The sequence below is a fragment of the Agrobacterium albertimagni AOL15 genome, from assembly GCF_000300855.1.
GTDB lineage: Bacteria > Pseudomonadota > Alphaproteobacteria > Rhizobiales > Rhizobiaceae > Allorhizobium > Allorhizobium albertimagni.
Genome location: NZ_ALJF01000023.1, coordinates 142,219 through 165,259, shown reverse-complemented (window position 1 = coordinate 165,259; position 23,041 = coordinate 142,219). Strand labels below are relative to the sequence as shown.

The 23,041-nt window shown below is 61.8% G+C and carries 22 protein-coding genes and 1 tRNA gene; 15 read left to right on the top strand and 8 right to left on the bottom strand.

Annotation, left to right across the window (positions count from 1 at the left end; translation table 11 throughout):
- On the bottom strand, positions 1–786 hold the full coding sequence (locus QWE_RS22690) for a TSUP family transporter (protein ID WP_006728520.1): 786 nt from the start codon (positions 784–786) through the stop codon (positions 1–3).
- A gap of 347 nt (positions 787–1,133) precedes the next feature.
- On the opposite strand from QWE_RS22690, the gene QWE_RS22685 reads away from it, so the two are divergent.
- From QWE_RS22685 to QWE_RS22650, 8 genes are all read left to right on the top strand, one after another.
- Complete coding sequence (locus QWE_RS22685; RefSeq protein WP_006728519.1) at positions 1,134–2,507, top strand: sirohydrochlorin chelatase; 1,374 nt, start codon at positions 1,134–1,136, stop codon at positions 2,505–2,507.
- A 1,082-nt stretch (positions 2,508–3,589) separates the two neighbouring features.
- Positions 3,590–4,270 (top strand): precorrin-8X methylmutase, encoded by a 681-nt coding sequence (locus QWE_RS22680; RefSeq protein ID WP_052018260.1) that lies wholly within the window; start codon positions 3,590–3,592, stop codon positions 4,268–4,270.
- A complete protein-coding gene (locus tag QWE_RS22675; protein ID WP_006728517.1) occupies positions 4,263–5,504 on the top strand; it encodes a bifunctional cobalt-precorrin-7 (C(5))-methyltransferase/cobalt-precorrin-6B (C(15))-methyltransferase in 1,242 nt (413 codons plus the stop codon). Before QWE_RS22680 ends, QWE_RS22675 begins: the two co-directional genes overlap by 8 nt.
- Before the next feature lie 157 nt (positions 5,505–5,661).
- Positions 5,662–6,399, top strand: a complete 738-nt coding sequence (gene cobI / locus QWE_RS22670; protein ID WP_006728516.1) for a precorrin-2 C(20)-methyltransferase — start codon at positions 5,662–5,664, stop codon at positions 6,397–6,399.
- Positions 6,399–8,414, top strand: coding sequence for a precorrin-3B C(17)-methyltransferase (cobJ, locus tag QWE_RS22665; protein WP_006728515.1), 2,016 nt, complete (start codon positions 6,399–6,401; stop codon positions 8,412–8,414). Before cobI ends, cobJ begins: the two co-directional genes overlap by 1 nt.
- A complete protein-coding gene (cobM, locus tag QWE_RS22660) occupies positions 8,411–9,193 on the top strand; it encodes a precorrin-4 C(11)-methyltransferase (protein WP_006728514.1) in 783 nt (260 codons plus the stop codon). Before cobJ ends, cobM begins: the two co-directional genes overlap by 4 nt.
- Positions 9,194–9,226: 33 nt before the next feature.
- Positions 9,227–9,679: a GFA family protein gene (locus tag QWE_RS22655; protein ID WP_006728513.1), complete on the top strand. Its 453-nt coding sequence runs from the start codon at positions 9,227–9,229 to the stop codon at positions 9,677–9,679.
- 65 nt (positions 9,680–9,744) lie between these two features.
- Positions 9,745–10,710, top strand: a complete 966-nt coding sequence (locus QWE_RS22650) for a nucleoside hydrolase (protein WP_006728512.1) — start codon at positions 9,745–9,747, stop codon at positions 10,708–10,710.
- Positions 10,711–10,798: 88 nt separating this feature from the next.
- On the opposite strand, the gene QWE_RS24900 is transcribed toward QWE_RS22650, so the two are convergent.
- Positions 10,799–10,945, bottom strand: a complete 147-nt coding sequence (locus QWE_RS24900) for a DUF1127 domain-containing protein (protein ID WP_006728511.1) — start codon at positions 10,943–10,945, stop codon at positions 10,799–10,801.
- 572 nt (positions 10,946–11,517) lie between these two features.
- Here QWE_RS24900 and QWE_RS22645 point away from each other — a divergent pair.
- The 5 genes from QWE_RS22645 to QWE_RS22625 all read left to right on the top strand — a co-directional run bounded on the left by QWE_RS22645 (position 11,518) and on the right by QWE_RS22625 (position 15,919).
- Positions 11,518–12,627, top strand: a complete 1,110-nt coding sequence (locus QWE_RS22645; RefSeq protein ID WP_006728510.1) for a DUF2157 domain-containing protein — start codon at positions 11,518–11,520, stop codon at positions 12,625–12,627.
- Entirely contained in the window at positions 12,624–13,196 is a 573-nt protein-coding gene (locus QWE_RS22640; protein ID WP_006728509.1) for a GDYXXLXY domain-containing protein, read from the top strand. The genes QWE_RS22645 and QWE_RS22640 overlap by 4 nt, the downstream gene beginning before the upstream one ends.
- A gap of 148 nt (positions 13,197–13,344) precedes the next feature.
- Positions 13,345–13,429: transfer RNA gene (locus QWE_RS22635), tRNA-Leu, on the top strand.
- Positions 13,430–13,613: 184 nt separating this feature from the next.
- Positions 13,614–15,092: a trigger factor gene (tig, locus tag QWE_RS22630; protein ID WP_006728508.1), complete on the top strand. Its 1,479-nt coding sequence runs from the start codon at positions 13,614–13,616 to the stop codon at positions 15,090–15,092.
- Between the two features lie 77 nt (positions 15,093–15,169).
- Positions 15,170–15,919, top strand: a complete 750-nt coding sequence (locus QWE_RS22625) for an MBL fold metallo-hydrolase (RefSeq protein WP_006728507.1) — start codon at positions 15,170–15,172, stop codon at positions 15,917–15,919.
- A gap of 5 nt (positions 15,920–15,924) precedes the next feature.
- On the opposite strand, the gene QWE_RS22620 is transcribed toward QWE_RS22625, so the two are convergent.
- The 6 genes from QWE_RS22620 to QWE_RS22595 all read right to left on the bottom strand — a co-directional run bounded on the left by QWE_RS22620 (position 15,925) and on the right by QWE_RS22595 (position 21,834).
- A complete protein-coding gene (locus QWE_RS22620; protein WP_006728506.1) occupies positions 15,925–17,139 on the bottom strand; it encodes an MFS transporter in 1,215 nt (404 codons plus the stop codon).
- Between the two features lie 154 nt (positions 17,140–17,293).
- Entirely contained in the window at positions 17,294–18,718 is a 1,425-nt protein-coding gene (gene sthA / locus QWE_RS22615; RefSeq protein WP_006728505.1) for a Si-specific NAD(P)(+) transhydrogenase, read from the bottom strand.
- A gap of 147 nt (positions 18,719–18,865) precedes the next feature.
- Positions 18,866–19,732 carry a RadC family protein gene (radC, locus tag QWE_RS22610; protein WP_006728504.1) on the bottom strand — a complete coding sequence of 289 codons (867 nt, stop codon included), beginning with the start codon at positions 19,730–19,732 and terminating at the stop codon, positions 18,866–18,868.
- Between the two features lie 114 nt (positions 19,733–19,846).
- Positions 19,847–20,671, bottom strand: coding sequence for a type I methionyl aminopeptidase (gene map, locus QWE_RS22605; protein WP_006728503.1), 825 nt, complete (start codon positions 20,669–20,671; stop codon positions 19,847–19,849).
- Positions 20,672–20,712: 41 nt separating this feature from the next.
- Entirely contained in the window at positions 20,713–21,432 is a 720-nt protein-coding gene (gene sfsA / locus QWE_RS22600) for a DNA/RNA nuclease SfsA (protein ID WP_006728502.1), read from the bottom strand.
- A gap of 18 nt (positions 21,433–21,450) precedes the next feature.
- On the bottom strand, positions 21,451–21,834 hold the full coding sequence (locus QWE_RS22595) for a winged helix-turn-helix transcriptional regulator (protein ID WP_085942955.1): 384 nt from the start codon (positions 21,832–21,834) through the stop codon (positions 21,451–21,453).
- A 77-nt stretch (positions 21,835–21,911) separates the two neighbouring features.
- Between QWE_RS22595 and QWE_RS22590 the strand changes: the two genes are divergently transcribed.
- Together QWE_RS22590 and QWE_RS22585 are read left to right on the top strand one after the other, a co-directional pair.
- The gene (locus QWE_RS22590) at positions 21,912–22,241 is read left to right on the top strand and encodes a nuclear transport factor 2 family protein (protein WP_040300884.1); all 330 of its coding nucleotides are present in this window, start codon (positions 21,912–21,914) and stop codon (positions 22,239–22,241) included.
- Positions 22,238–23,035, top strand: a complete 798-nt coding sequence (locus tag QWE_RS22585; protein WP_006728499.1) for an SDR family oxidoreductase — start codon at positions 22,238–22,240, stop codon at positions 23,033–23,035. Before QWE_RS22590 ends, QWE_RS22585 begins: the two co-directional genes overlap by 4 nt.
- The last annotated feature ends 6 nt before the right edge of the window (positions 23,036–23,041 follow it).

Below are 23,041 nucleotides of genomic sequence, written 5' to 3'. Positions count from 1 at the left end.
TCAGACCCCGAGCCAAACCCGGATCGGATTGGTCGGATCGGCGAGCAGGCGGATGGCAAGGGCGACGCAGGTGATCACAAGCAACGGCTTGATCAGGCGTGCGCCGTTCTTCATGGCGAGTTTCGACCCGGTCTGGGCGCCGAGGAACTGGCCGATGCCCATCATCAAGCCGATTTTCCAGAGCACTACGCCGCTCGCGACGAAGATCAGGAAGGCGCCGACATTGGAGCCGAGGTTCAGAAGCTTCGTATGCGCCGTCGCCTTCAACATGCCGAAGCCGGCAAGCGAGACGAAGGCAAGCATGAAGAACGAGCCGGTGCCCGGGCCGAACACTCCGTCATAGAGGCCGATCAGCGGCACTAGCGTAACGCCGAACATGAAGGGCGTCATGCGCTGATGGCGGTCTTCGTCGGAAATGTTCGGCTTCAGCGCAAAGTAGAGCGCGATGGCAACAAGCAGGAAGGGCATGAGCACCCGCAGAACGTCTCCCGGCACCACGGTTGCGATCAGGGCACCGATGGCACCACCGATGACCGCCATGACAGCCATCGGCAGCTGCTTTTTCAGATCCACATGACCTTTGCGCGCATAGGCAAGCGTCGCGGAGCCAGCGCCGAACATCGATTGCAGCTTATTGGTACCAAGCGTTTCCAGCGGCGGAATGCCCGCGATCAGCATCGCAGGAATGGTGATCAGCCCGCCGCCACCCGCAATCGAATCGATGAAGCCGGCGATAAAGGCGGCAATGAACAGCAGCAGCAAAGCTTGGAAAGCGAGATCGGCCACGGCGAGACTCGTGAAGGGTGAGGGAAGGTGGCGCCGTTGTGGACCAAACGCCTCGGCTGCGCAACCTTGCACGCCATGTCGTGCAGGTCGCGCAAGGGACATTCTGTGAACTGCCGCTTCCGTCACACAAAGCGCCGCAATCCGGTTTGACCGTTCGATAAGCCTTCGATAAAGCTCAGGGTAATGTGCGACGGCGCCTGTTCGACAGGCTGGAAATAGTCCGGTGCGGCCGACCCAAACAGGGGGCCAATTCCGGAGCTGTCCCAAAGGCCATGGACCGTGTCGAAAGGCGCGATAAGTCCGGCGCTTCGTACAGAAAGAAAAACGAAGCAGGGAGGCCTTGTCTCATGGCAGAAAAACTCGGAATCATGGTCTGCGGCCACGGCAGCCGCAATCAGAACGCAGCGAAGGAATTCGCTGTGATCGCGGAGGCGCTGCGCGCCCGCAATCCCGACATGCCGGTGGAATACGGCTATCTCGAATTCTGCAATCCGGTGATTTCTGCCGGCCTCGACAGCCTGCGCGAACAGGGCGTGACCCGCGTGCTCGCTGTCCCCGGCATGCTCTTTGCCGCCGGCCATGCCAAGAACGATATTCCCTCGGTGCTCAATACCTATCAGGCGCAGCACAAGGATTTTGTCATCAATTACGGCCGCGAGCTCGGCATTGACCTGAAGATGATCCGTGCCGCCGGCGACCGCATCCAGACGGCGGTCGACGAGGCAAACGAAACGCTGGGCTTCGTGGACAAGCACGAGACGCTGTTGATGGTCGTCGGCCGTGGCTCGTCGGATCCGGATGCCAATTCCAACGCCACCAAGGTCATGCGCATGCTCTGGGAAGGCATGGGCTTTGGCTGGGGCGAAACCTGTTATTCGGGCGTGACCTTCCCGCTGGTCGAGCCGGGTCTGACGCATGCCGCCAAGCTGGGCTACAAGCGCATTGTCGTTTTCCCCTATTTCCTCTTCACGGGTGTGCTGGTGAAGCGCATCTACAGCTATACCGACGAAGTCGCTGCCCGTTACCCGGAGATCCAGTTCGTCAAGGCGAGCTATCTCAACGACCACCCGCTGGTGCTCGATGCCTTCCAGGATCGCGTCAAGGAAATCCTCGAAGGCGCGGCGGTGATGAACTGCCAGATGTGCAAGTACCGCGAACAGGTGCTCGGCTTCGAGGCCGATGTCGGCCAGCCACAGGAAAGCCACCACCACCATGTCGAAGGCATCGGCGGCGGTCTGGAAAACTGTCCCTGCAAGGGCGATTGCGATGCCTCCTGCCGCGACCCCGATTTCTGTCGCGAGCATGGTCTGCCCTGGACGCCCGTGCACAGTCATGCGGAACCGGCACCGTTGACGCCCGTGCCGGTCGAGCCCGCATTCGACTATGCGCCGTCCTTCACGCTCGGCGGCAAATATGCAGTCCTGAAGGACAAGACGCCGGATGCCGAACTGCAGGCCGTCATGGACGCTCCGTCCTCGGGCAAAGTGGCGCATCACGAGCATGGACCCAATTGCGGCTGCAGCCACCACGACCATGATCACAGCCATGCCCATGCGCACGACCATGGGCACCATCACCACCATGATGACCACGGCCACCAACATCATGGGCACGATCACGGTCATGATCACGCCCATCATCATGGCCACGACCATCACCACGCGCCTTATCCGCATGCGGATCATCCGCTGGGGCCGAAGTCGATGCAGAAGAAAAAGTAATGCCGCTTTTCGATCGCATCCTGATCGTCGATTGGTCCGGGGCCGGGCAACCGGTCACCGGCAAGAACTCGCTCTGGGCGTGCCTCGCCCGGCGAGATGACGATGGTCATGCGATCGAATGGATCGAGAACTTTTCGACCCGACACGCCTTCATGCAGCGACTCGATGCGGTAGTCGGCGCAGCGGTCGCCGAGGGCCAGCGCCTCCTCTGCGGTTTTGACTTTGCCTTCGGTTATCCCGCCGGCACCGCCGAACGGTTGACGGGGGAGCCACACTGGCGGTCGCTCTGGCGCAAGATCGCCGACGAGATCGAGGACGCGCCCGACAACCGCAACAACCGCTTCGATCTCGCCTCGCGCTGGAACGCCATCCATTTTGCCGGCGAGCCGCGCTTTTGGGGACGGCCGCATCAGCATGCCTATGCCGATCTCTCGGACAAGAAGCCGTCAGCCCCGCAAACGGCGCCATTTGCATTTCGTCGCTCGGAGCAGTTCGCCAAAGGGGCTAAATCCGTCTGGCAATTGACCTATAACGGTTCCGTCGGCAGCCAGACATTGCTTGGCATCAACAGACTGTTGCGTTTCCTCGACGAGAGCGGCCATGGTGAACACATTGCCGTTTGGCCGTTCGAGACCGGCTTTGCCACAGGTTTCGAGAAGCTGATCGTTTTCGCAGAAATCTATCCGTCGTTGTTCGACCTGTCGGGAGAGGACGCGGTCAAGGATCAGGCGCAGGTCCGCACCGTCGCCGAAACCTTCGCTCGGTTCGATGCGGATGGCCGGCTTGCAATGCTGCTGGATCGTCCGGCGGTGTTGTCGGATGACGAGGTCGCCGTTGCGATTGCGGAAGAGGGTTGGGTCCTCGGGATCGGGCATCGGGAACTGGAGATCGCGGGTGGGGATACCCCCCTCTGGCCTGCCGGCCACCTCCCCCACAAGGGGCGAGAGCGGACTGCGACTGGCATCGTGCCAACCTCTGATGTCGATAGTCTATCCGTAAATGCCGGGGCTGCCGTGAGCGATCATGTAGCTGTGTCCGAGGCCGCCACACGGCACACCCCGCTCTCCCCCCGTGTGGGGGAGATGTCGCGCAGCGACAGAGGGGGGTATCCACACGCCGCGGCATGCTCCCTCGACTACATCCGCGATCCTGCCGAAATCTATCGCCAGTCCTTCGCCACCATCCGCGAGGAAGCCGATCTCGATCGATTCCCAGCTGTCCTCCAGCCGCTGGTGATCCGCCTCATCCATGCCTGCGGCATGGTGGATCTAGCCGATGATGTCAGGTGGTCCGAAGGCGCATTCGAGGCCGGTGCTGCAGCGCTGGAAAAGGGGGCCCCAGTTCTTGTCGATGTCGAGATGGTCCGCCACGGCGTGATCCGCCGCCTGCTGCCGGTCGAGAACGAGATCCTCTGCCTCTTGAACGATGAGCGTGTGCGTCCGAAGGCCGCCGAGATTGGCAATACGCGCTCGGCCGCCCAGGTCGACCTCTGGGACGAGCATCTAGAAGGCGCCGTGGTCGCGATTGGCAATGCGCCGACGGCACTCTTCCGCCTGCTGGAACGCATCGATGCCGGAGCGCCGAAGCCGGCGGTCATCCTCGGTTTCCCGGTCGGTTTCGTTGGTGCGGCCGAAAGCAAGGATGAACTGATCGCCAATCCCAGGGGCATCCCCTATGTCGCCGTGCGCGGCCGCCGGGGTGGCTCGGCCATGGCCTCGGCTGCTGTGAATGCCTTGGCGGGAGGGCTCGGCACCAATGTCTGACGCGCAGCACACCCCCTGGCTCACCATTATCGGCATCGGCGATAACGGGCTGGAAAGCCTGACCCCTGAGGCGCAGGCCATTGTTTGGCAGGCGGAAACGCTGGTCATCGGCGAGCGACTGGATGCCGTGATTGATGGCTCGAACCTGCCGCAGCTAAAGCGCATGCTCACCTGGGGCGCCGGCTTCCGCGAGACACTGGCGGAGATCCTGAAACTGCGCGGCACGCCAGTCACGGTGCTTGCAACCGGTGACCCCTTGCATTTCGGCATCGGCGCGACGCTTCGACGCTATGTGGCGGCCGAAGAGATGTTCGTGCTCCCGAGCCCGTCCGCCTTTTCGCTCGCGGCTGCACGGCTCGGCTGGCCCGTGCAATCGGTGACGCAGATCTCGCTGCATGGCAGGCCGCTGGCCTTCCTCAACCGTCACGTCATGCCGCGCGCCCGCATTCTCGCGCTGACCTCCGACGCGTCCACAGTGCAGGCCGCTGCCGTGCTGCTCGCGGAGCGCGGCTTCGGCGCTTCCGTCCTGCATGTGCTCGAACATATGGGCAGCCATCGCGAGCGCATTCTGCGCATGACCGCGCTCGAAATGGCAGAGACATGTCCTCACATGTCGGACTTCAACACGCTGGCGATCGACTGCGCCGCGGACGGACCATTGCTGGCGCCGGTCCCCGGCTTGCCAGACGAGGCCTTCCGCCACGACGGGCAACTGACGAAGCGTGAGATCCGGGCCGCGACCCTGGCGCAACTGGCTCCGTTTCCGAATGCGCTGCTCTGGGATGTCGGCGCCGGCTGCGGGTCGATCGCCATCGAATGGATGCGATCCGGCATGGGAACCAAGGCGATCGCCATCGAGGCGAAGGCCGAACGCCTTGCGATGATCCGCGAGAATGCCGTGACGTTGGGCGTGCCGGATCTGGATATCGTCGAGGGTCATGCGCCGGAAGCACTCGCCGGTCTCAAGCGTCCCGACGTGATCTTCATCGGCGGCGGCATCAGCGGCGAGGGACTGTTCGAGGCCTGCTGGGCAGCGCTTGGGCTCGGCGGGCTGCTGGTGGCCAATGCCGTCACCATCGAAGGCGAGGCGCGGCTTGCTGGATTGCGCGGGATCTATGGCGGTGATCTCGTTCGCATCCAGGTGGCGCGCGCGGCTCCGGTCGGGCGCTATTGCGGCTGGAAGTCGCTGATGCCGGTTACGATGTGGACGGTGGTGAAGGGAGAGGGTGCGTGAGTTTGAACCGCTGCCCCTCATCCGGCTGCCGCCACCTTCTCCCCGCATGCGGGGAGAAGGCCAGCGTGGCTGGCGTCGTGCCCCCTTCTCCCCGTTCACGGGGAGAAGGTCCCAGCAGGGGGATGAGGGGCAAAGTGCCAAGCAAGGAGCAGCGTACATGATCGGTAAACTCTACGGCCTTGGCCTTGGCCCCGGCGATCCGGAGCTGCTGACGCTGAAGTCGCATCGAATCCTGACGAGCTGCTCCGTTGTCGCCTATCCGGCGCCCGATACCGGGCCGAGCTTTGCCCGCCAGATCGCGGCCCCTTATCTCACCGCCGCCCAGCTGGAGGTGCCGATCATCGTGCCGATGCGTGTCGAGCGTTTTCCGGCCCAGGATATCTACACGAAGGCCGCCGAGACGCTGTCGCATCATCTCGATGCCGGCTCGGATGTGGCGGTTCTTTGCGAGGGCGACCCCTTCTTCTACGGCTCCTTCATGTATCTCTTCGAGCGGTTGGCTGATCGTTACCCGACCGAGGTGGTCCCCGGCGTGTCCTCGATGATGGCCGCGGCCGCGGGTCTGGGGAGGCCGCTCGCGGCCCGCAACGACGTGTTGACGGTGCTGCCCGGACCTCTCTCGGATGACGAACTCGCCGCCCGGATCGAGGCCTCCGGCGCCGTCGCCATTATCAAACTCGGCCGGCATTTCGTTCGGATCCGTGCGCTGATCGAAAGCCTCGGGCTGACAGCGCAGGCGGGTTATGCCGAGCGCGTCAGCCTTGCCGAACAGAAGCTCACGCCATTGGCCGATGTGGCAAACGATACCGCCCCCTATTTCTCGATGATCCTGATCTACAAGGGCGACGAGCGTTGGCATCCGGCGCTCGCCAAGACGCTTGGAAGCGAGGACTGATGTCGGGGCTTTCCACATCTGCGCCCTCGGTGGCGACACCTGCCATTGTCATCCTGAGTGACGCAGCCCGCCAGCTCGGCCGCCAGATTGCGTTGGAAGTGTCCGGCGAGCTGCATGGCGCGGCAGCGCGTGTGACGGATCCGGATGTCAGCTTCACCTCCGCCAAGGATCATCTCCAGTCCCTGTTCTCTGCCGGTCGGCCGATCATCGCCGTCATGGCCTCAGGCGCTCTGATCCGCTTGTTGGCGCCGCTACTCCGAGACAAACACGCGGAACCGCCGGTTCTTGCCGTCGCCGAGGTCGGCTCCTCGGTGGTGCCGCTTCTCGGCGGTCACCACGGTGCCAACGATCTTGCACGGCGGATTGCGACCGCCCTCGGTGCCCACGCCGCGATCACTACGGCTGGGGATCTCAAGTTTGGCGTGGCGCTGGATCAGCCGCCTGAGGCTTATGTGCTGGGCAATCATCAACAAGCCAAGGCCGTGATGGCAGAGCTTGTCGCGGGCGCTGGCGTGCGGCTCGTCGTTGATGGCATTGCGGTTACCCCCCTCTGGCCTGCCGGCCATCTCCCCCACAAGGGGGGAGAGCGAAACACCGCCGATGTTGCCGGTGAGACCGGCGTCGAAACGAGCGCCCACTCTCCCCCCTTGTGGGGGAGATGTCACGAAGTGACAGAGGGGGGTGCCGTTCCGACAATCGCCGACTGGCTCATTCAATCAAGACTCCCATTCCAACAAGAGGCCCGCGTGACGCTCTCCGTGACCGACCAACAGAAGACCGCAGGCGAGCTGGAACTCGTCTATCACCCGAAGACGCTGGTGCTTGGCATGGGCTGCGAGCGCCATGCAAAGCCGGAAGAAGCCATCGCGCTCGCCGAGGAAGCGCTCGCCAAGGGTGGTTTCGCCAAGGAAAGTATCGCTGCAGTGTGCTCGATCGACCTGAAGGCGGATGAGACGGCGATCCATGCCGTGGCCGCCCATTTCGGCGTGCCGGCCCGCTTCTTCAACGCAGTCACGCTCGAAGCCGAGGCACCGCGCCTGAAGAACCCGTCCGAGGTGGTTTTTGCCGAAGTCGGCTGTCACGGCGTGGCGGAAGGGGCAGCGCTTGCGGCTGTCGGCACGTCCGGCGAACTCGTCGTCGAAAAGATCAAATCGAAGGGTGCCACGGCTGCGATTGCGAGGGCCGCTGATATCATCGACCCGAAGACAACAGGCCGTGCCCGCGGCACGCTCTTCGTCGTCGGTATCGGCCCGGGCTCGGAAGGTTGGCGGTCGCCCGAGGTCTCGCGCATGGTTGAAGCCTCCACTGATCTCGTCGGCTACTCGCTCTATCTCGACCTGCTCGGGCCGCTTGCCGATGGCAAGACCCGCCACGATTTCGATCTCGGCAAGGAAGAGGCCCGCGTCGTGCATGCTATGGAACTGGCCGGTGAGGGAAAGACCGTGGCGCTGGTCTGCTCTGGCGATGCCGGTATCTATGCCATGGCGACGCTGGTTTTCGAACTCTTCGACAAGGGCGGCATCACCGATGACGCAAGCCGGATCGAAGTTCAGGTTTCGCCCGGTATTTCCGCCCTGCAGGGTGCCGCTGCCCGCATCGGCGCGCCGCTCGGCCATGATTTCTGCACCATCTCGCTTTCGGATCTTCTGACCCCCTGGGAGCATATCCAGCGCCGAGTGAAGGCGGCAGGCGAGGGCGATTTTGTCATCGCATTCTACAATCCCGTTTCGATGAAGCGTCGGACACAGCTCGCCTATGCCCGCGATGAATTGTTGAAATATCGCCCGGCCACGACCCCCGTCATCCTCGCCACCAATCTTGGCCGTGAAGGAGAAAACGTCCGTACCGTTCCGCTTGGAGAATTGAACGTCGACGACGTCGACATGCTGACCGTCGTGGTGGTGGGGTCGTCGGAGAGCCGGACGGTGACCACCGGCGACGGCAAGACCTGGGTCTACACGCCGCGTGGTTATTCGGGGAAGGCAGACAGTGGCATGAAGGGAAATGAAGCATGACCGTCTATTTCATTGGCGCCGGCCCCGGAGCCCCCGATCTCATTACCGTACGCGGCCTGCGCCTCATCGAGCGCTGCCCGGTCTGCCTCTATGCCGGCTCGCTGGTGCCGCAAGAGATCGTCGAGGCAGCACCTGAGGGCGCCATCGTCAAGGACACCGCCCCAATGCATCTCGACGAGATCGTCGCCGACATGGTCGCCGCTCATGAACGCGGAGAGGATGTCGCGCGCGTACATTCCGGCGACCCATCGATCTACGGCGCGATCGCTGAACAGATGCGCAGGCTCGATGCTCTCGGCATTCCCTATGACGTCGTGCCGGGTGTGCCGGCCTTTGCCGCGACCGCAGCACGGTTGAAGACCGAACTGACGCTGCCGGAGATCGCCCAGACGGTGATCGTCACCCGCACCGAGATGAAGGCCTCCTCGATGCCGGAATTCGAGACGCTGGACATTCTCGGGAAATCCAGGGCGACGCTCGCGATTCATTTGTCGATCCGCAACCTCACGCATATCCGCGATACGCTGACACCCTATTATGGCGAGGATTGCCCTGTTGTGATCGCCTATCGTTCGACATGGCCGGACGAACTCTTCATCCGCACCACGCTCAAGGAAATGGCCGAGGAAGTGCGCAAGGCGAAGATCACCCGCACGGCTCTGATCATGGTCGGCAAGGTCTTCGGTCATGTGGAGTTCCGCGACAGCGATCTCTACAATGCCGGCTTCAGCCATGTGCTGAGAAACGTCGGCAAGAAGAAGGTCGCCAAGGCGGGCTGATTGGATATCGCCTGCTCATAGAGGAGAAGGGCCATGCAAGCTGGAGACGAAGACCACGGCAGTTGCCGCTGCGGGCAGGTGACGCTCAAGGTGAAGGGCCGGCCGCTGATGACCATGGCCTGCCATTGCAAGGGCTGCCAGCGAATGACGGCCAGCGCCTTTTCGCTGGGTGCGCTCTTTTCGCAGGACTGCGTCGAGATTGCAGGCCTTGAGCCCGTGATCGGTGGCATGCACGGCGAGTTGCGCCATCATTTCTGCCCCCATTGCCTAAGCTGGATCTTCACCCGGGCCGAACTCTTCGGCCCCCTGATCAACATCCGCGCCACCATGCTCGACAGCACGGCTGAGTTCGCCCCCTTCATGGAGACCTGCGTCTCTGAGAAGCTGCCCTGGGTCACGCTGCCAGCGCGGCACAGCTACGCGCAATTCCCGCCGATGGAGGACTTTCCCAAGCTCATGGGCGAGTTTGCGCAAACATCGGGTTGATCGCTTTCCCGTTCACCGGGATTGGGATATGTAACGCGCTTCCCTGATACAGGACGACCAACTTCATGCATAAAGTCATCTTCGATACGGATCCTGGCGTCGACGACGCCATGGCGCTCCTCTTCCTGCACCATCATGCTGACATCGACCTCCTTGGCGTCACCACGGTCTTCGGCAATGCCGAGATCGATGTGACCACCCGCAACGCTCTGTTCTTGAAGCGTGAATGGAAGATCGATTCACCCGTGTCGCGCGGTGCTGGCGAGACTTTCATTCCGCATCGCGTGAGCCATGCGCCGCCGAAATTCATCCATGGCGATGATGGCCTCGGCAATATCGGCGTGCCCGAGGTGACGGATGTCCATCCCGATCCGCGCCCGGCCCATCGCTTCATCGTCGAAACGGTCCGCGCCAATCCGGGCGAGGTGACCATCGTTGCCGTCGGCCGCATGACGAACCTTGCCAATGCGCTGAAGGAAGACCCCGAGATCGTCGATCTTGTAAAGGAGATCGTCATCATGGGCGGCGCCTTCGACGTCAACGGCAACGTGACGCCGGCCGCCGAAGCCAATATCCATGGTGACCCGGAAGCAGCCGATGTGGTCATGACCGCCCGCTGGCCGGTCGTCGTCGTCGGCCTCGACGTGACCATGCAGACGGTGATGACGCGTTCGCAACTTGCAGACATCCGAGACGCCGCCGGCACCAGCCGCGCGCGCCTGCTGTTCGACCTGTCCCAGTTCTATATCGATTTCTACGAGGGGCTGGTCGACGACGGCATGGTCGTTCACGACAGCTGCGCCTGCGTTTATGTCGTGGCGCCGGAACTCTTCAAGACCCGCAGCGGCGTCATCCGGGTGGTCTGCGGCGGCATTGCCGATGGCCAGACGATCCAGAAGCCGGATGGTCGTGGATTCGGTCCCTCCGATTGGGATGGCGACCTGCCGAGCCAGAAGATCTGCACCGAGATCGACGCACCGGCGGTTCTGAAGCTCATTCACGATGTCATCGTCTCGGTCCGCGAGGACTGACCGATATCCATGCAGACAAAGAAAAACCCCGGATCTGGGAGGAGATCCGGGGTTTATCTATTCTGTACCCGACCGAAGTCGGGACCAATCAGCCGTTGACGGCGTGACGGGCAACGCGACGGATGTCTTCGCGGCCAATGCCGAGGTCACGCAGTTCGCGGTCCGACATGCGGCCGAGTTCGGTGATGGTCTGACGATACTTGCGCCAATTGTTGAGCGAGCGAGCGATGTTCATGGGGTCTACCTCTTTGGTGGTTTGGACCCGTCTGTGGGCCCCTTCGAATTTGTTGCTCTGAATATATGCTGCAATGCGAAATCATTGAAGACATAATGTGGCAGAGCACCCATGCGTCTTGCGCATATCAATCGATTTAACTCATTGTTAACCGATGATTTTTTGTGCGTTTGCCTCAGATCCCATCGTGCATCGCATTTGGGCAGGTCATACGGCAGGCCGCAGTACAAGGCTGTCAGAAGTGGGGAGAAGACAAAAAAATAACGCTCACCGGGGGAGGAGGTCCGGTGAGCGTCATTTTTGCAGACCAACGACTGGGAGGAGGAGTGTCGTTGGCCAATCGATCCCGCTCTGGGAGGAGGAGTGAGCGGGTCGAAGAAGAAGCGCCAGAAGTTCCGTCGCTCTGTTGAGAATGAATATAGGCGACACGTACGACTTTGTGCAGTGCAAAAAGAGCATGGAAGGCATGCGGTTCTTGCATGGGCGGCTGGCTTTGCTGCTCCCTGTGTCTTGCGGCTTGTTTTTCTGCCTGTGTCGTTTCAGATTGCCTTCGATTTCAAGGGGGCTGGCAGATGTACAGAGGCAGGTTGAAGCGCGACCTCGACGACTGGGTCAAGCGGGGGCTGATCGACGCCACCGCGGCCACAAGGCTGCTCGATGACGTGGATCGCCGCGGCTCGGGCTTCAGCATGGGCTCGATCCTGTCGATGTTCGCCGCGGTCCTCATCGCGGCATCTCTGCTGATGCTGATCGCGGCCAACTGGGAACTGATTCCCCGGCTGACCAAAGTCGCCGGCATCATCGGTCTGATCTGGATCTTTCATCTGGCGGCGCTGCTTGCAAGAAGCCGCGGCGCCGACCGCATTGCGGCCGCCTCGCTCGTGCTGGGCTCTGCGGCTTTCGGTGGGGCGATCGCGCTGATCGGCCAGCTGTATCACCTTTCGGGCGATACATTCTCCGCGATGTTCCTGTGGTTTTCGGTGGCTGCGGTCTCGGCGGCCCTCTTCCGGTCAGGCGCTCTGGCTGTCGTGACCGGTGCGCTCGCGCTCGTCACTTTTGGCGGCGGTTTCGACAGTTTCGGCTGGGATGTCGGCAGCCATGGCCTCTGGGCCTGGTGGCCGCCATTCGGGGCGGCCTTGGTCTTTGGCCTGTCGCGCTGGACGGCCGCGGACCGGGCCAAGCATTTCGGCTACATGCTTCTCCTCGCCTGGATCTGGTGGATGGTCATACTTGAGCGGGGCGAGCTCTACGCCCTCGTTGTGGCCGTCGTCGCGACGCTTCTCTTCCTGTCACTGACGCTGCCGCGTTCGCCTCTGTTGGACCTGCATCGCAGGCTTGGCGCGTCTGCCAGCTTCTACACCCTGATCATTGCGATGAGCGGCTTCGCCTATGTGCAGGGAAGTGCGGTGGATGCGGTGTCCATCGCTGTGCTCGGCATCATCATTTTGGGGCTCTCGATTGCCGCCATCGCCCTGGATGGTCGTGACAATGGCGCGGTGCGTTTGCTTGCCTACGGGGCATTCGCGGCGGAAATTCTCTACCTCTCCTACGAGACGATCGACAGCATTCTCGGCACATCCGCCTTCTTCCTCCTCTCCGGTCTCGTGGTGGCTGTGCTTGCCTTCGTGGTCATCCGCCTCGAGAAACGCTTCTCCCGTCCTGCCGCAGAGGTGAAGTCATGATCGCTGCCAGACCCTTTGCCGCCGCTGCACTCTTCGTCGCTCTCCTGCAGACGGCTATCCTCGGCTACATGATCGAGGGACGCGCGGGCATATTGCGGTCAGGAACAGAGGTGCTGTTGAAGACGGCGCCAGTCGACCCGCGTGATCTGCTGCGCGGTGATTATGTGGTGCTCACTTATGATATTTCGTTGGTGTCCATAGACTCGATCACCGGGCCGAAGCCTCAAGCCGGGGAGGTTGCCCGTCTCCATGTCCGCTTGAAGCCGCAAACGGACGGCTTCTGGAGTGTTTCCGAGGCGTCCTTCGATCCGCTTGCGTCGCAGGAGGGTAGTGTGGTCCTGGTCTCCCAGCCCGTCACGATCTATGAGTGGGTGTGGCAGACCGGAAACCTGACGGTCTCCTATGGCATAGAGCGCTATTACGTGCCTGAAGGCGAGGGCAAGCCGATCGAGGATGGCCGGAACCAGGGCCGGGTTTCGGTCGCGGTTCGTGTTTCGGAGACAGGGCAGGCGCAGATTCGCGCCCTGATGCTCGACGGCGAGCCACTCTACGAGGAGCCGCTCTACTGAGCCGCGCCATTCGCCGGCTGCAATGCCGTGAAGCGGGCTGCGAGCGCCCTGCAAGACTGTCATTTTTCCTTTGCGTGCGGGAAAACGGGTGTTATAGAGACGCGCGCTCCGGAGGGGCCATGCGCGAATGCGACATGCGCTTTTGGACGCGGGTATGGTGAAATTGGTAGACACGCCAGATTTAGGTTCTGGTGCCGCAAGGCGTGGGAGTTCAAGTCTCTCTACCCGCACCAGCTAAGCCGCGCGGGATCGACGAGAGAACACCGAGGTGTGGCTCCTGTCAGTCCGGCGCCGTTTTGCTTGGCAGATTGTTGACGAATTGCGACGCAGCCACGTCCGGGAAAATCAATTCCGGCGTCGTGCTCAGGGAAAACACCGGCTGTCCGAGCACGGCCGCCACGACATGAAGGTAAGAACATGCAGGTTATCGAAACGCTCGCTGAAGGGCTGAAGCGCGAAATCAAGGTCATCATTCCGGCCAAGGACATGGAACAGCGCATGAATGAGCGCCTGGCCGATGTGAAGGACAAGGTCCGCATCAACGGCTTCCGTCCGGGCAAGGTGCCGACCTCCCATGTCAAGAAGATGTACGGCAAGTCGATCATGGCTGAACTCGTCAACGAGATCATCCGTGACAAGCCGTCGGCGATCCTGTCGGAGCGCGGCGAAAAGTCGGCGACCCAGCCGGAAATCGTCATGACCGAGGACGAGAAGGAAGCGGAAAAGATCCTTTCCGCCCAGGCTGACCTCGAGTTCACCCTGTCCTACGAAATCATCCCGGCGATCGAACTGAAGTCGGTCGATGGCATCAAGGTGACCCGCGAAGTCGTTGAAGTCTCTGAAGACGAGATCAACGAGCAGATCGAGAAGATCGCTGAGAGCGCCCGCACCTTCGAAACCAAGAAGGGCAAGGCCGCTGATGGCGACCGCGTCACCATGGATTACCTCGGCAAGGTCGATGGCGAAGCCTTCGACGGCGGCAAGGACGAAGACGCAGAGCTGGTCATTGGCTCGAACCGCTTCATCCCGGGCTTCGAAGAGCAGCTGGTTGGCCTGAAGGCTGGTGACGAAAAGGTCATTACCGTGACCTTCCCGACCGAATACCCGGCTGCCAACCTCGCTGGCAAGGAAGCCACCTTCGACATCACCGTCAAGGAAGTCGCAAGCCCGGCCAAGACCGAAATCAATGACGAACTGGCAACCAAGCTCGGCGTCGAATCGGTCGAGAAGCTGAAGGAAATCGTTCGCGGCCAGATCGAAAGCCAGTACGGCAACGTCACCCGTCAGAAGGTCAAGCGTCAGATCCTCGACCAGCTGGACGAGCTCTACAAGTTCGAATCGCCCTCGAAGCTCGTCGATGCCGAGTTCGAGAACATCTGGCGCCAGATCAACACCGATCTCGCCCAGTCCGGCAAGACCTTCGCTGATGAAGACACGACGGAAGAAGCTGCCCGCGAAGAATACCGCGCGCTTGCCGAGCGTCGCGTACGCCTCGGCCTCGTGCTATCCGAAATCGGCGAAAAGGCCGGCATCGAAGTGACCGAAGAAGAAATGCAGCGTTCGCTCTTTGCTCAGCTGCAGCAGTTCCCGGGCCAGGAAAAGCAGATCCTCGACTTCTTCCGCAACACGCCTGGCGCTGCCGCTTCGCTGCGCGCACCGATCTTCGAAGAGAAGGTCATCGACAAGCTGCTCACCGAAGTCTCCGTCACCGACAAGGCCGTGAGCAAGGAAGAGCTTCTCGCCGACGACGCCGAAGAAGGCGACAAGCCGGCGAAGAAGGCTGCTCCGAAGAAGAAGACTGCTGCCAAGGCTGAAGACGCTGCAGAAGGCGAAGAAGCCGCTCCGAAGAAGAAGGCCGCTCCGAAGAAGAAGGCTGCCGAAGGCGACGCCGAGTAATCTTCGTGCCCGATTGAACTTCAGAGAAAGCCGTCCCTCGGGGCGGCTTTTTCGTCTTTAAGCGATGGAGACGGGTCATGCAGATCAGGCTTATCAGAAGTGCGACGCTCACCGTCGATGTGGCTGGCAGCCGGCTGCTCCTCGATCCCTGGCTTGCGGCCAAGGGCGAAGGGCGCAGCTATTCCGGCCGCGCTACCTCACCGCTCGTAGACCTGCCTCTGACGGTCGAAGAATTGCTGGATGGCATCGATGCGGTCCTGATTTCACCTCTCCATTCCGACCATTTTGACGAAGCGGCACAACGGGCGCTGCCGAAGTCGATGCCGATCCTCTGCGACAGTCGCGATCAGGCGGCGATCATGGCGATGGGTTTCGAGGACGTCCGAGCGATCGGGCAGCGGCTCACGCTTGGTTCGGTCCAGATCCGCACGACGGATGGCCGTCATGGACCTCCGGAGGTTCTGGACGATATGGGCGAGGTTTCGGGCTTTCTGTTGAACGCGGCCGATGAGCCGACGCTCTATTGGGCGGGCGACACGATTCTGTGCCCGGAGGTGGAGGTAGTTCTGGCGAATGAACGACCCGATGTCGTCGTTGTTCACGGCTGTGGCGCGCTCTGGAAGGGCAAGGGGCCATTAGTGATGGATGGTCCAATGGTCCTTGAGACGGTCAGGCTGTCAGGTCATGCAAAGGTTGTTGTCACCCATCTCGATGCCGTCGACCATGCGACGGTCTCGCGCGCCGATCTCACGCGTATGGCTGCCGCCGCCCCCATCGATCAGAGCCGTTTGCTGGTCCCCGAGGATGGCGAACTCCTGAGCTTCTAGGCGGATCAGCTCTCAGAACTGGCACGCGCCACGCGTCGCTCCACCGACCAGAGACCGATCACGCCGAGCACGGCCAGCACCAGCCCGAGCCACGCAGATCCGGAATAGCCAAGGTAATGCGAGCCGACCGCGAAGGCTGCGGCGTTGATTCCATTGCCGAGGAAGGAATTGATCGGCAGGAAGGCCGTACCGAGGCCGGGGCGTCCGGGAAATAGATCCTGGAAATAGCTGAGCGGCAGCGCCAGAAGTGCTGCGGCAAAGGCTGCACCCGGCAGCGCCAGCGCATAGATGTGCCAGGGCGCCGAAGCGAAGCTGAGGGCTGCCATATAGCCGCCATAGCCGAGCGCCGCGGTCACGATCATGCCGACAATGCCGTGGCGCTTGAGTAGGTGCGCCCAGATCAGCATGAAGGGGATCTCAACCAGTGCGGTCATTCCGGCGATCAGCCCGACATCGGCAGTCTTGCCGCCAAGCTGTAGCGTGAGGATCAGAGGCCAGACCGTGCCGCTAAGCCGCAAGGTCGAAGTGATCGCTGCGATCGAAACCATGCCGATCAGCACGTCGCGAGCGGCGAGTTCCTTGAGCGCGGCAAGAAAGCCAGGCGCCGACGTGTCACGGGCCGGCCGGCTCGGCGGAGCCTTAAGGATGAATGTCGCGCAGATGAGGATGAACAGGCAAAACAGCGCGGCAAGCCCCCAGGCACCAAGCATGTTGCCGGAAGCGCCGAGCGCCAGTCCAAGACCCGCCGGCGTTATCACCCAGGCGGCAGAAACCACGGCGCGCAAGGTGCCGTTGATCGAGGCTGCATCCGCCGGTTCGATGTCGCCGGTTTCCAGCCGCGCGCTGGCAAAGAGCAGCGAGCTTGTGGCGTAGAAGAAGGGCACGATCAGCGAGGTCGCGCCAAGGAAGACCGGTACCGAGGGAAACAGGTAGATGGCGCCGTAGCCGATGACACCCATCGCTGACATCGCCATCAGCATATGGCGCCTGTCGCCCAAGAGGTCCGAGAGTATGCCGAGCGAAACGCTGATGACGACAGCAGAAACCGAGGACACCAGAACGAGCAGCGAGAAGGCCTGATCGCTCATCCCGAGCGTGCCGATCGCGGTCACCGAAAGATACGGGATTGTTGCCCCGAAGGCCGAGCCCTGGGCGAAGATCATCAAGGACAAGACAAGCAATTGCGGACGGCCGGCAATCTGGCCGAAGGATGAAAACATCAGAAAATCTCTGCTGCAGCCCCAGGAAAAATCGGCGGGGAGCCGGAGGGTTTAAAGAGACCCATCCTGACATGAGTCGCGCCTCGGCGTCAGCCGTTCTCATGCAAGCTGCAAGTGTGCCTTCCGCAAATGGATACTTATCGCTGGCTAGGTTCTATTCCGCCGCGCGTCGTTCGATCTTCTCCACCTTCAACTCGCCCATGCGGTTCCAGGCATCGAGGCCGGCGATCTTGTAGGCTTCGGCCAGCGTCGGATAGTTGAAGGTGTTCTCGACGAAATATTCCACCGTGCCTTTGAGGTTGAGGACCGCCTGGCCGATGTGAACGAGTTCGGTCGCGCCTTCGCCGACGATGTGCACGCCGAGAAGGCGACGGGTTTTGAGCGAGAAGATCATCTTCAGCATGCCGCTGTCGAGACCCATGATATGGCCGCGCGACGTCTCACGGAAATGCGCAATCCCGGTTTCATAGGGAATGCCGCGCTGAATGACCTCTTCTTCTGTGAGGCCGCAGGTCGAGATTTCCGGCACCGCATAAATGCCATAGGGGAAGAATTGCGGCGGATCATGCGCCGGTGCGCCGACGGCATGGCGGGCGGCGATTCGGCCCTGTTCCATCGAGGTAGACGCAAGCGACGGGAAGCCGACGACATCGCCGGCGGCATAGATGTTCGGAACCGAGGTCTGGAATGTCTCGGGGTTGACCTTCAGCCGACCGCGATTGTCGGCTTCGAGACCGGCGGCGGCAAGGTTCAGCGAATCGACTGCGCCAACGCGACCGGCAGCAAAAAGAACCATCTCGGCGGTCAGTACACGACCGTTCTTCAGCGTCACGCGGCATTTGCCGTCGACCTTTTCAACGCCCTCGACTGTCTGGCCGAAGATCAGCTTCATATTCCGGTCGCGCAGCTGGTAGGTGAAGTCTTCGACGATTTCCTTGTCGATGAAATCGAGCATGGTGTCGCGCGGTTCGACAACGGTCACGACCGTATCGAGCGCCGAGAATATCGTCGCATATTCGATGCCGATGACACCTGCACCAATCACGATCATCGAGCGCGGCAGTTCCTTGATCTCAAGGATCTCGTCGCTGTCGATGATGCTAACGCCGTCGAAGGGGATATGCGAGGGCTTGAACGGCCGGGTGCCGACGGCCAACAGAACGGACTGGGCCTGCACCTGCAGCACTTCGCCATCGTCCTTCGTCACCTCGATCGTATGCGCGTCGATGAATCGCGCCGTGCCGCGCATCTGCTGCACGCGGTTGCGCGAAAACTGGTGTTCGAGCACCTCGACCTCGTGATCGAGTGTGATGAGCAGCCGGCGACGCAGGTCGTCAGCGTTGATTTCCTGCTTCACACGATAGCTGCGGCCGTAGAAGCCGCGCTCGCGCCAGCCGGTGAGATTGAGAGCCGTCTCACGCAATGTCTTCGAAGGGATCGTGCCGGTATGAACCGAGACGCCGCCGACGCGCGTGCCCTTCTCGATGACGAGAACCTTCTTTTCCAGCTTCGCGGCCTGGATCGCCGCTCGGCGTCCGGCTGGTCCGCTGCCAATCACGACGAAATCATACTGGTTCATGAGATGCCTCTGTTTGCCCGCCGCCATGCTGCAGTGCACATTATCCGGAAGCAGTATGACAGGGCAACGTCACCGTTTCGTTATCATGCCGGTGCGGCGAAAGAGTTGAGGCACCCACGATCTGGGGGAGCCTGCAGGAGCTGGCCGTCAGATCAGCCGCAAACCCTTGAGGCTGGCATGACCATCCTTGCCGATGATGATATGGTCATGCACGGTGATGCCTAATGGCTTGGCGGTTTCGACGATGGTCCGCGTCATGTCGATGTCCGCCCGCGACGGTGTCGGGTCGCCACTCGGATGGTTGTGGACCAAGATAATGGCGGTCGCCGAGAGTTCGAGCGCCCGTTTGACCACCTCGCGCGGATAGACCGGCGTGTGATCGACGGTGCCGCGCCCCTGGATCTCGTCTGCGATCAGCACGTTGCGCTTGTCGAGGAAGAGAATGCGGAACTGCTCTGTCGTCTCGTAGGCCATGGCGGCGTGACAGTAATCGATCACGGACGACCAGGATGACAGGACCTGCTTTTCGCGAAGCTCGCTCTTCAGCATGCGCTGTGCGACACTGGCGATCAGCTTCAGATCGAGTGCCACTGTCTCGCCGACGCCCTTCACCTCCTGCAACAGCGCGGGCGGCGCACCGAGCACGCCGGCGAGTGTCTGGAAACGGGCAAGCAGTGCTTTCGCGATCGGCTTAGTGTCGCGGCGCGGAATCAGCCGGAAGAGCAGCAGTTCGAGGATCTCGTAATCTGCAAGTGCCGTCTCGCCTCCCTCGCGAAAGCGGCTGCGCAATCGCTCCCTATGCCCCAGATAATGGGCCTCTGGCGGCATTGCGGCGCGTGTCGATGCGGCCTTGGCAATGGTGTTTTCTCTTGCTGGCTGCTCTGCGAAGAAGCTGCGCTCGTCGGCTTCATCATGGGGCAGCTGTCGACCGGAGCCGAATAGGTCGCTGACCTGTTGCGCGGCTGCGCTTTCATGGCGCAGGGATTCACCTGGGAACGGAAACTTGCTCGTCATGCCACCCAATCCTGACCCTCATGGTCGAGCGGCCGATCCGCCGCGAGGATATAGTGACACGACTGCCGCCGTGCGCAAGTTCAAGTTGCGGCAGCTCGGATTGACGCGCGTCTGTCAGCCGAGGCCCGGACGGTCGAGGCCAGCAGGCGACAGGGTGAAGATCTCGCAGCCATTGGCGGTCACGCCGACCGTATGCTCGTATTGCGCCGTCAGCGACCGGTCGCGGGTGACGGCGGTCCAGCCGTCCGAGAGTACCTTCACATGCGGCTTGCCGAGATTGATCATCGGCTCGATGGTGAAGATCATACCCTCGCGCAATTCCGGGCCCTCGTTCGCCTTGCCGTAATGCAGGATGTTCGGGCTGTCGTGGAAGAGACGCCCGACCCCATGGCCGCAGAAGTCGCGCACCACCGAGCAGCGTTCAGCCTCGGCATAGGTCTGGATCGCGTCGCCGATGGCACCCGTGCGAGCGCCGGGGCGCACTGCGGCGATGCCGCGCATCAGGCACTCATAGGTGACTTCCATCAGCCGCTCGGCGGCCCGTTTGATCTGGCCGACCGGATACATGCGGCTCGAATCGCCGTGCCAGCCGTCGAGCAGGTAGGTCACGTCGATATTGACGATATCGCCGTCGCGCAGCGGCTTGTCGTCCGGCATGCCGTGACAGACGACATGGTTGATCGAAGTGCAGACCGAATACTTGTAGCCACGATAATTGAGCGTTGCGGGCAGGGCACCGTAATCGGCGCCGAACTCGAAGACAAACTTGTCGATGGCAGCCGTCGTCACGCCGGGCTTCACCATCGGCACGAGTGCGTCGAGGCAGCGTGCGGTCAACTGGCAGGCGCGGCGCATGCCTTCAAAGTCCTCGGCGCCGTAAAGACGGATCGCGCCGGTATTCTTGAGCGGCGCCGTCGCCGCGTCGATATAGGTGACCATGGGGTACCTCTATGAAATTCTAATCGAGGAGCTTTGCCCGTTCATAAAGCACGCAGACCGTCTTCGTCTATCGGGATGAGGCTTTCGGGCACGATTTTGAAGCGATCGAGCCGGCAGCGTACCGCATAGGCTTCGACACCGCGGGAGATGGCGCGGGTAAAGGCACGGCCATAACCGGGGTCGAGATCGGCGCAGATCCTCAGGCGGTCGCAATCGGCGCGCTGGATGACGAAAAGCATGGCCGCTCGCGGGCCAGTCTCGACCAGGTCGCCCATTTCGTCGAGATGCTTGGCACCGCGGGTCGTGACACTGTCGGGAAACTCCGCGAGACCCGCCTCTCGGATGAAATGCACGTTCTTGACCTCGACATGCACGCTGCCCTTCGTCTCATCGTCGAGCAGGATGTCGATGCGCGAGTTGCGGCCGTAACGCTGCTCGCGCTTCAGAGTGGAAAAGCCTGCAAGCTTCGGCACGAGCCCGGCCAGAATGGCTTCCTCCGCGAGCCGGTTGGGCAGTGCCGTATTCACCCCGACCACGGTGCCGTCCGCCTCGACGAGTTCAAGTGCGTGAGCATATTTCCGCGTTGCGGCTTGGTGCTGGGAAAGCCAGATGCGCGATCCCGGTTCCGTCAGCCCGCGCATCGAGCCCGTGTTTGGGCAGAACCCGGTGATTTCAGTTCCGTCGTCCAGCAGCGCATCGAAGAGGAAGCGCTTGTAGCGACGCACGAGCCGGGCAGGGATGAGGGGCGGAGAAAAGATCATGGCAGTTTTCGCAGGGGCTCAGCCAGCCGGATCGTCATCGGGCTTGTTGATCGCCCAGGTCAGCAGCGCATCGAGAGCAGGGCAGAGCGCCTGTCCCCAGTCCGTCAGGCAATACTCCACCTTGGGCGGCACCTGATGATGAACGATGCGCTGGACAATCTCGTCGCTCTCCATCTGGCGAAGCTGCTGGATCAACATCTTCTGCGATATTCCCGGGATGGCTCGCTCCAGCTCCGAGAAGCGCAACACCGCGCCGCCGAAGAGATGAAACAGGATCACCAGCTTCCAGCGACCTTCCAGGATTCGCAAAGCGTTTTCCACGCCTTGGGCCCCGTCGGCGGGCGTCAGGAAAGCATCCTTACTTTTTAGTGGGTACCTTACTTTTTCGTCGGTTTTTGTCATTTTTCAAGCGTATCGCCATCTTCGTTTTCGAGCAAGCGCGCCGCTCTTTCGCAACGGACAACGAAAGATCTGATCCCATGTCGAACACCATGACCGGGCCTGTCGAGGCCTATTTTGAAGGCCGAAATGCGCGCGACCTCGCACGAGCACTTTCCGGATTTTCCGAGACTGCCGTGGTCCACGACGAAAGCCGCATACATCGCGGCCCGCAGGAAATCCGCGCCTGGATGACGGAGACCATCGCGGCCTACGATGACCGTTCCGAACTTCTCGACGTTGAGACCGATGGTGACACCTTCATTGCCACGGCCAGGGTCTCGGGGAACTTTCCGGGCAGCCCGATCACGCTGCGCTACCGCTTCGCGACCGAGCGCAGTCTGATCTCCAGCCTGGAGATCGCGCCATGAGCGTGCATTTCAGGGTCGATCCCACGGAATTTGCGGATAAACGCGTCGTGGTCACCGGTGGCACGATGGGCGCAGGCGAGGCAATCGTGAAACGCTTCGCTGGGGCAGGGGCGCGGGTCGCAACAGCCGCCCGAAACCTGCCGGAAGCACCGGTGACGGGAGTGACCTTCGTCAAGGCGGACTTGTCGACGGAGGACGGTGTCGCCCGGTTGGCGGAGCATGCGCTGTCTGAACTCGGTGGAATAGACATTGTCATCCATTCCCTCGGCGGCTCATCCACCCCCGGCGGCGGCTTCAGAGCGGCGACGGAAGAGTTCTGGCAGCAGGAGTTGTCGCTCAATCTTCTGGCGGCCGTTCGCCTCGATCGCCTGCTGGTGCCTCAAATGCTGGAGCGCAGACAGGGCGTCGTCATCCATGTGGCCTCGATTCAGCATCGATTGCCGCTGCATGATTCAACGACCCCATACGCGGCGGCGAAGGCGGCACTTGCAAGCTACAGCAAGTCGCTGTCGAAGGAGGTTGGTCCATCCGGTGTGCGCGTCAACACTGTTTCGCCGGGCTGGATTCGCACGTCTGCGGCCGATCGAATGGTGCAACGCCTGGCCGAAAGCGGCGGGATTGATGAGGATCAGGCCCGCCAGGGCATCATGGATGCGCTCGGCGGCATTCCCTTGGGCAGGCCTGCCTGGCCGGAGGAGGTCGCCGAACTCGTGGCGTTCCTGTCATCCGAACGCGCGGCATCGATTCACGGTGCGGACTATGTGATCGATGGCGGTACAGTACCGACGCTGTGAGGGATT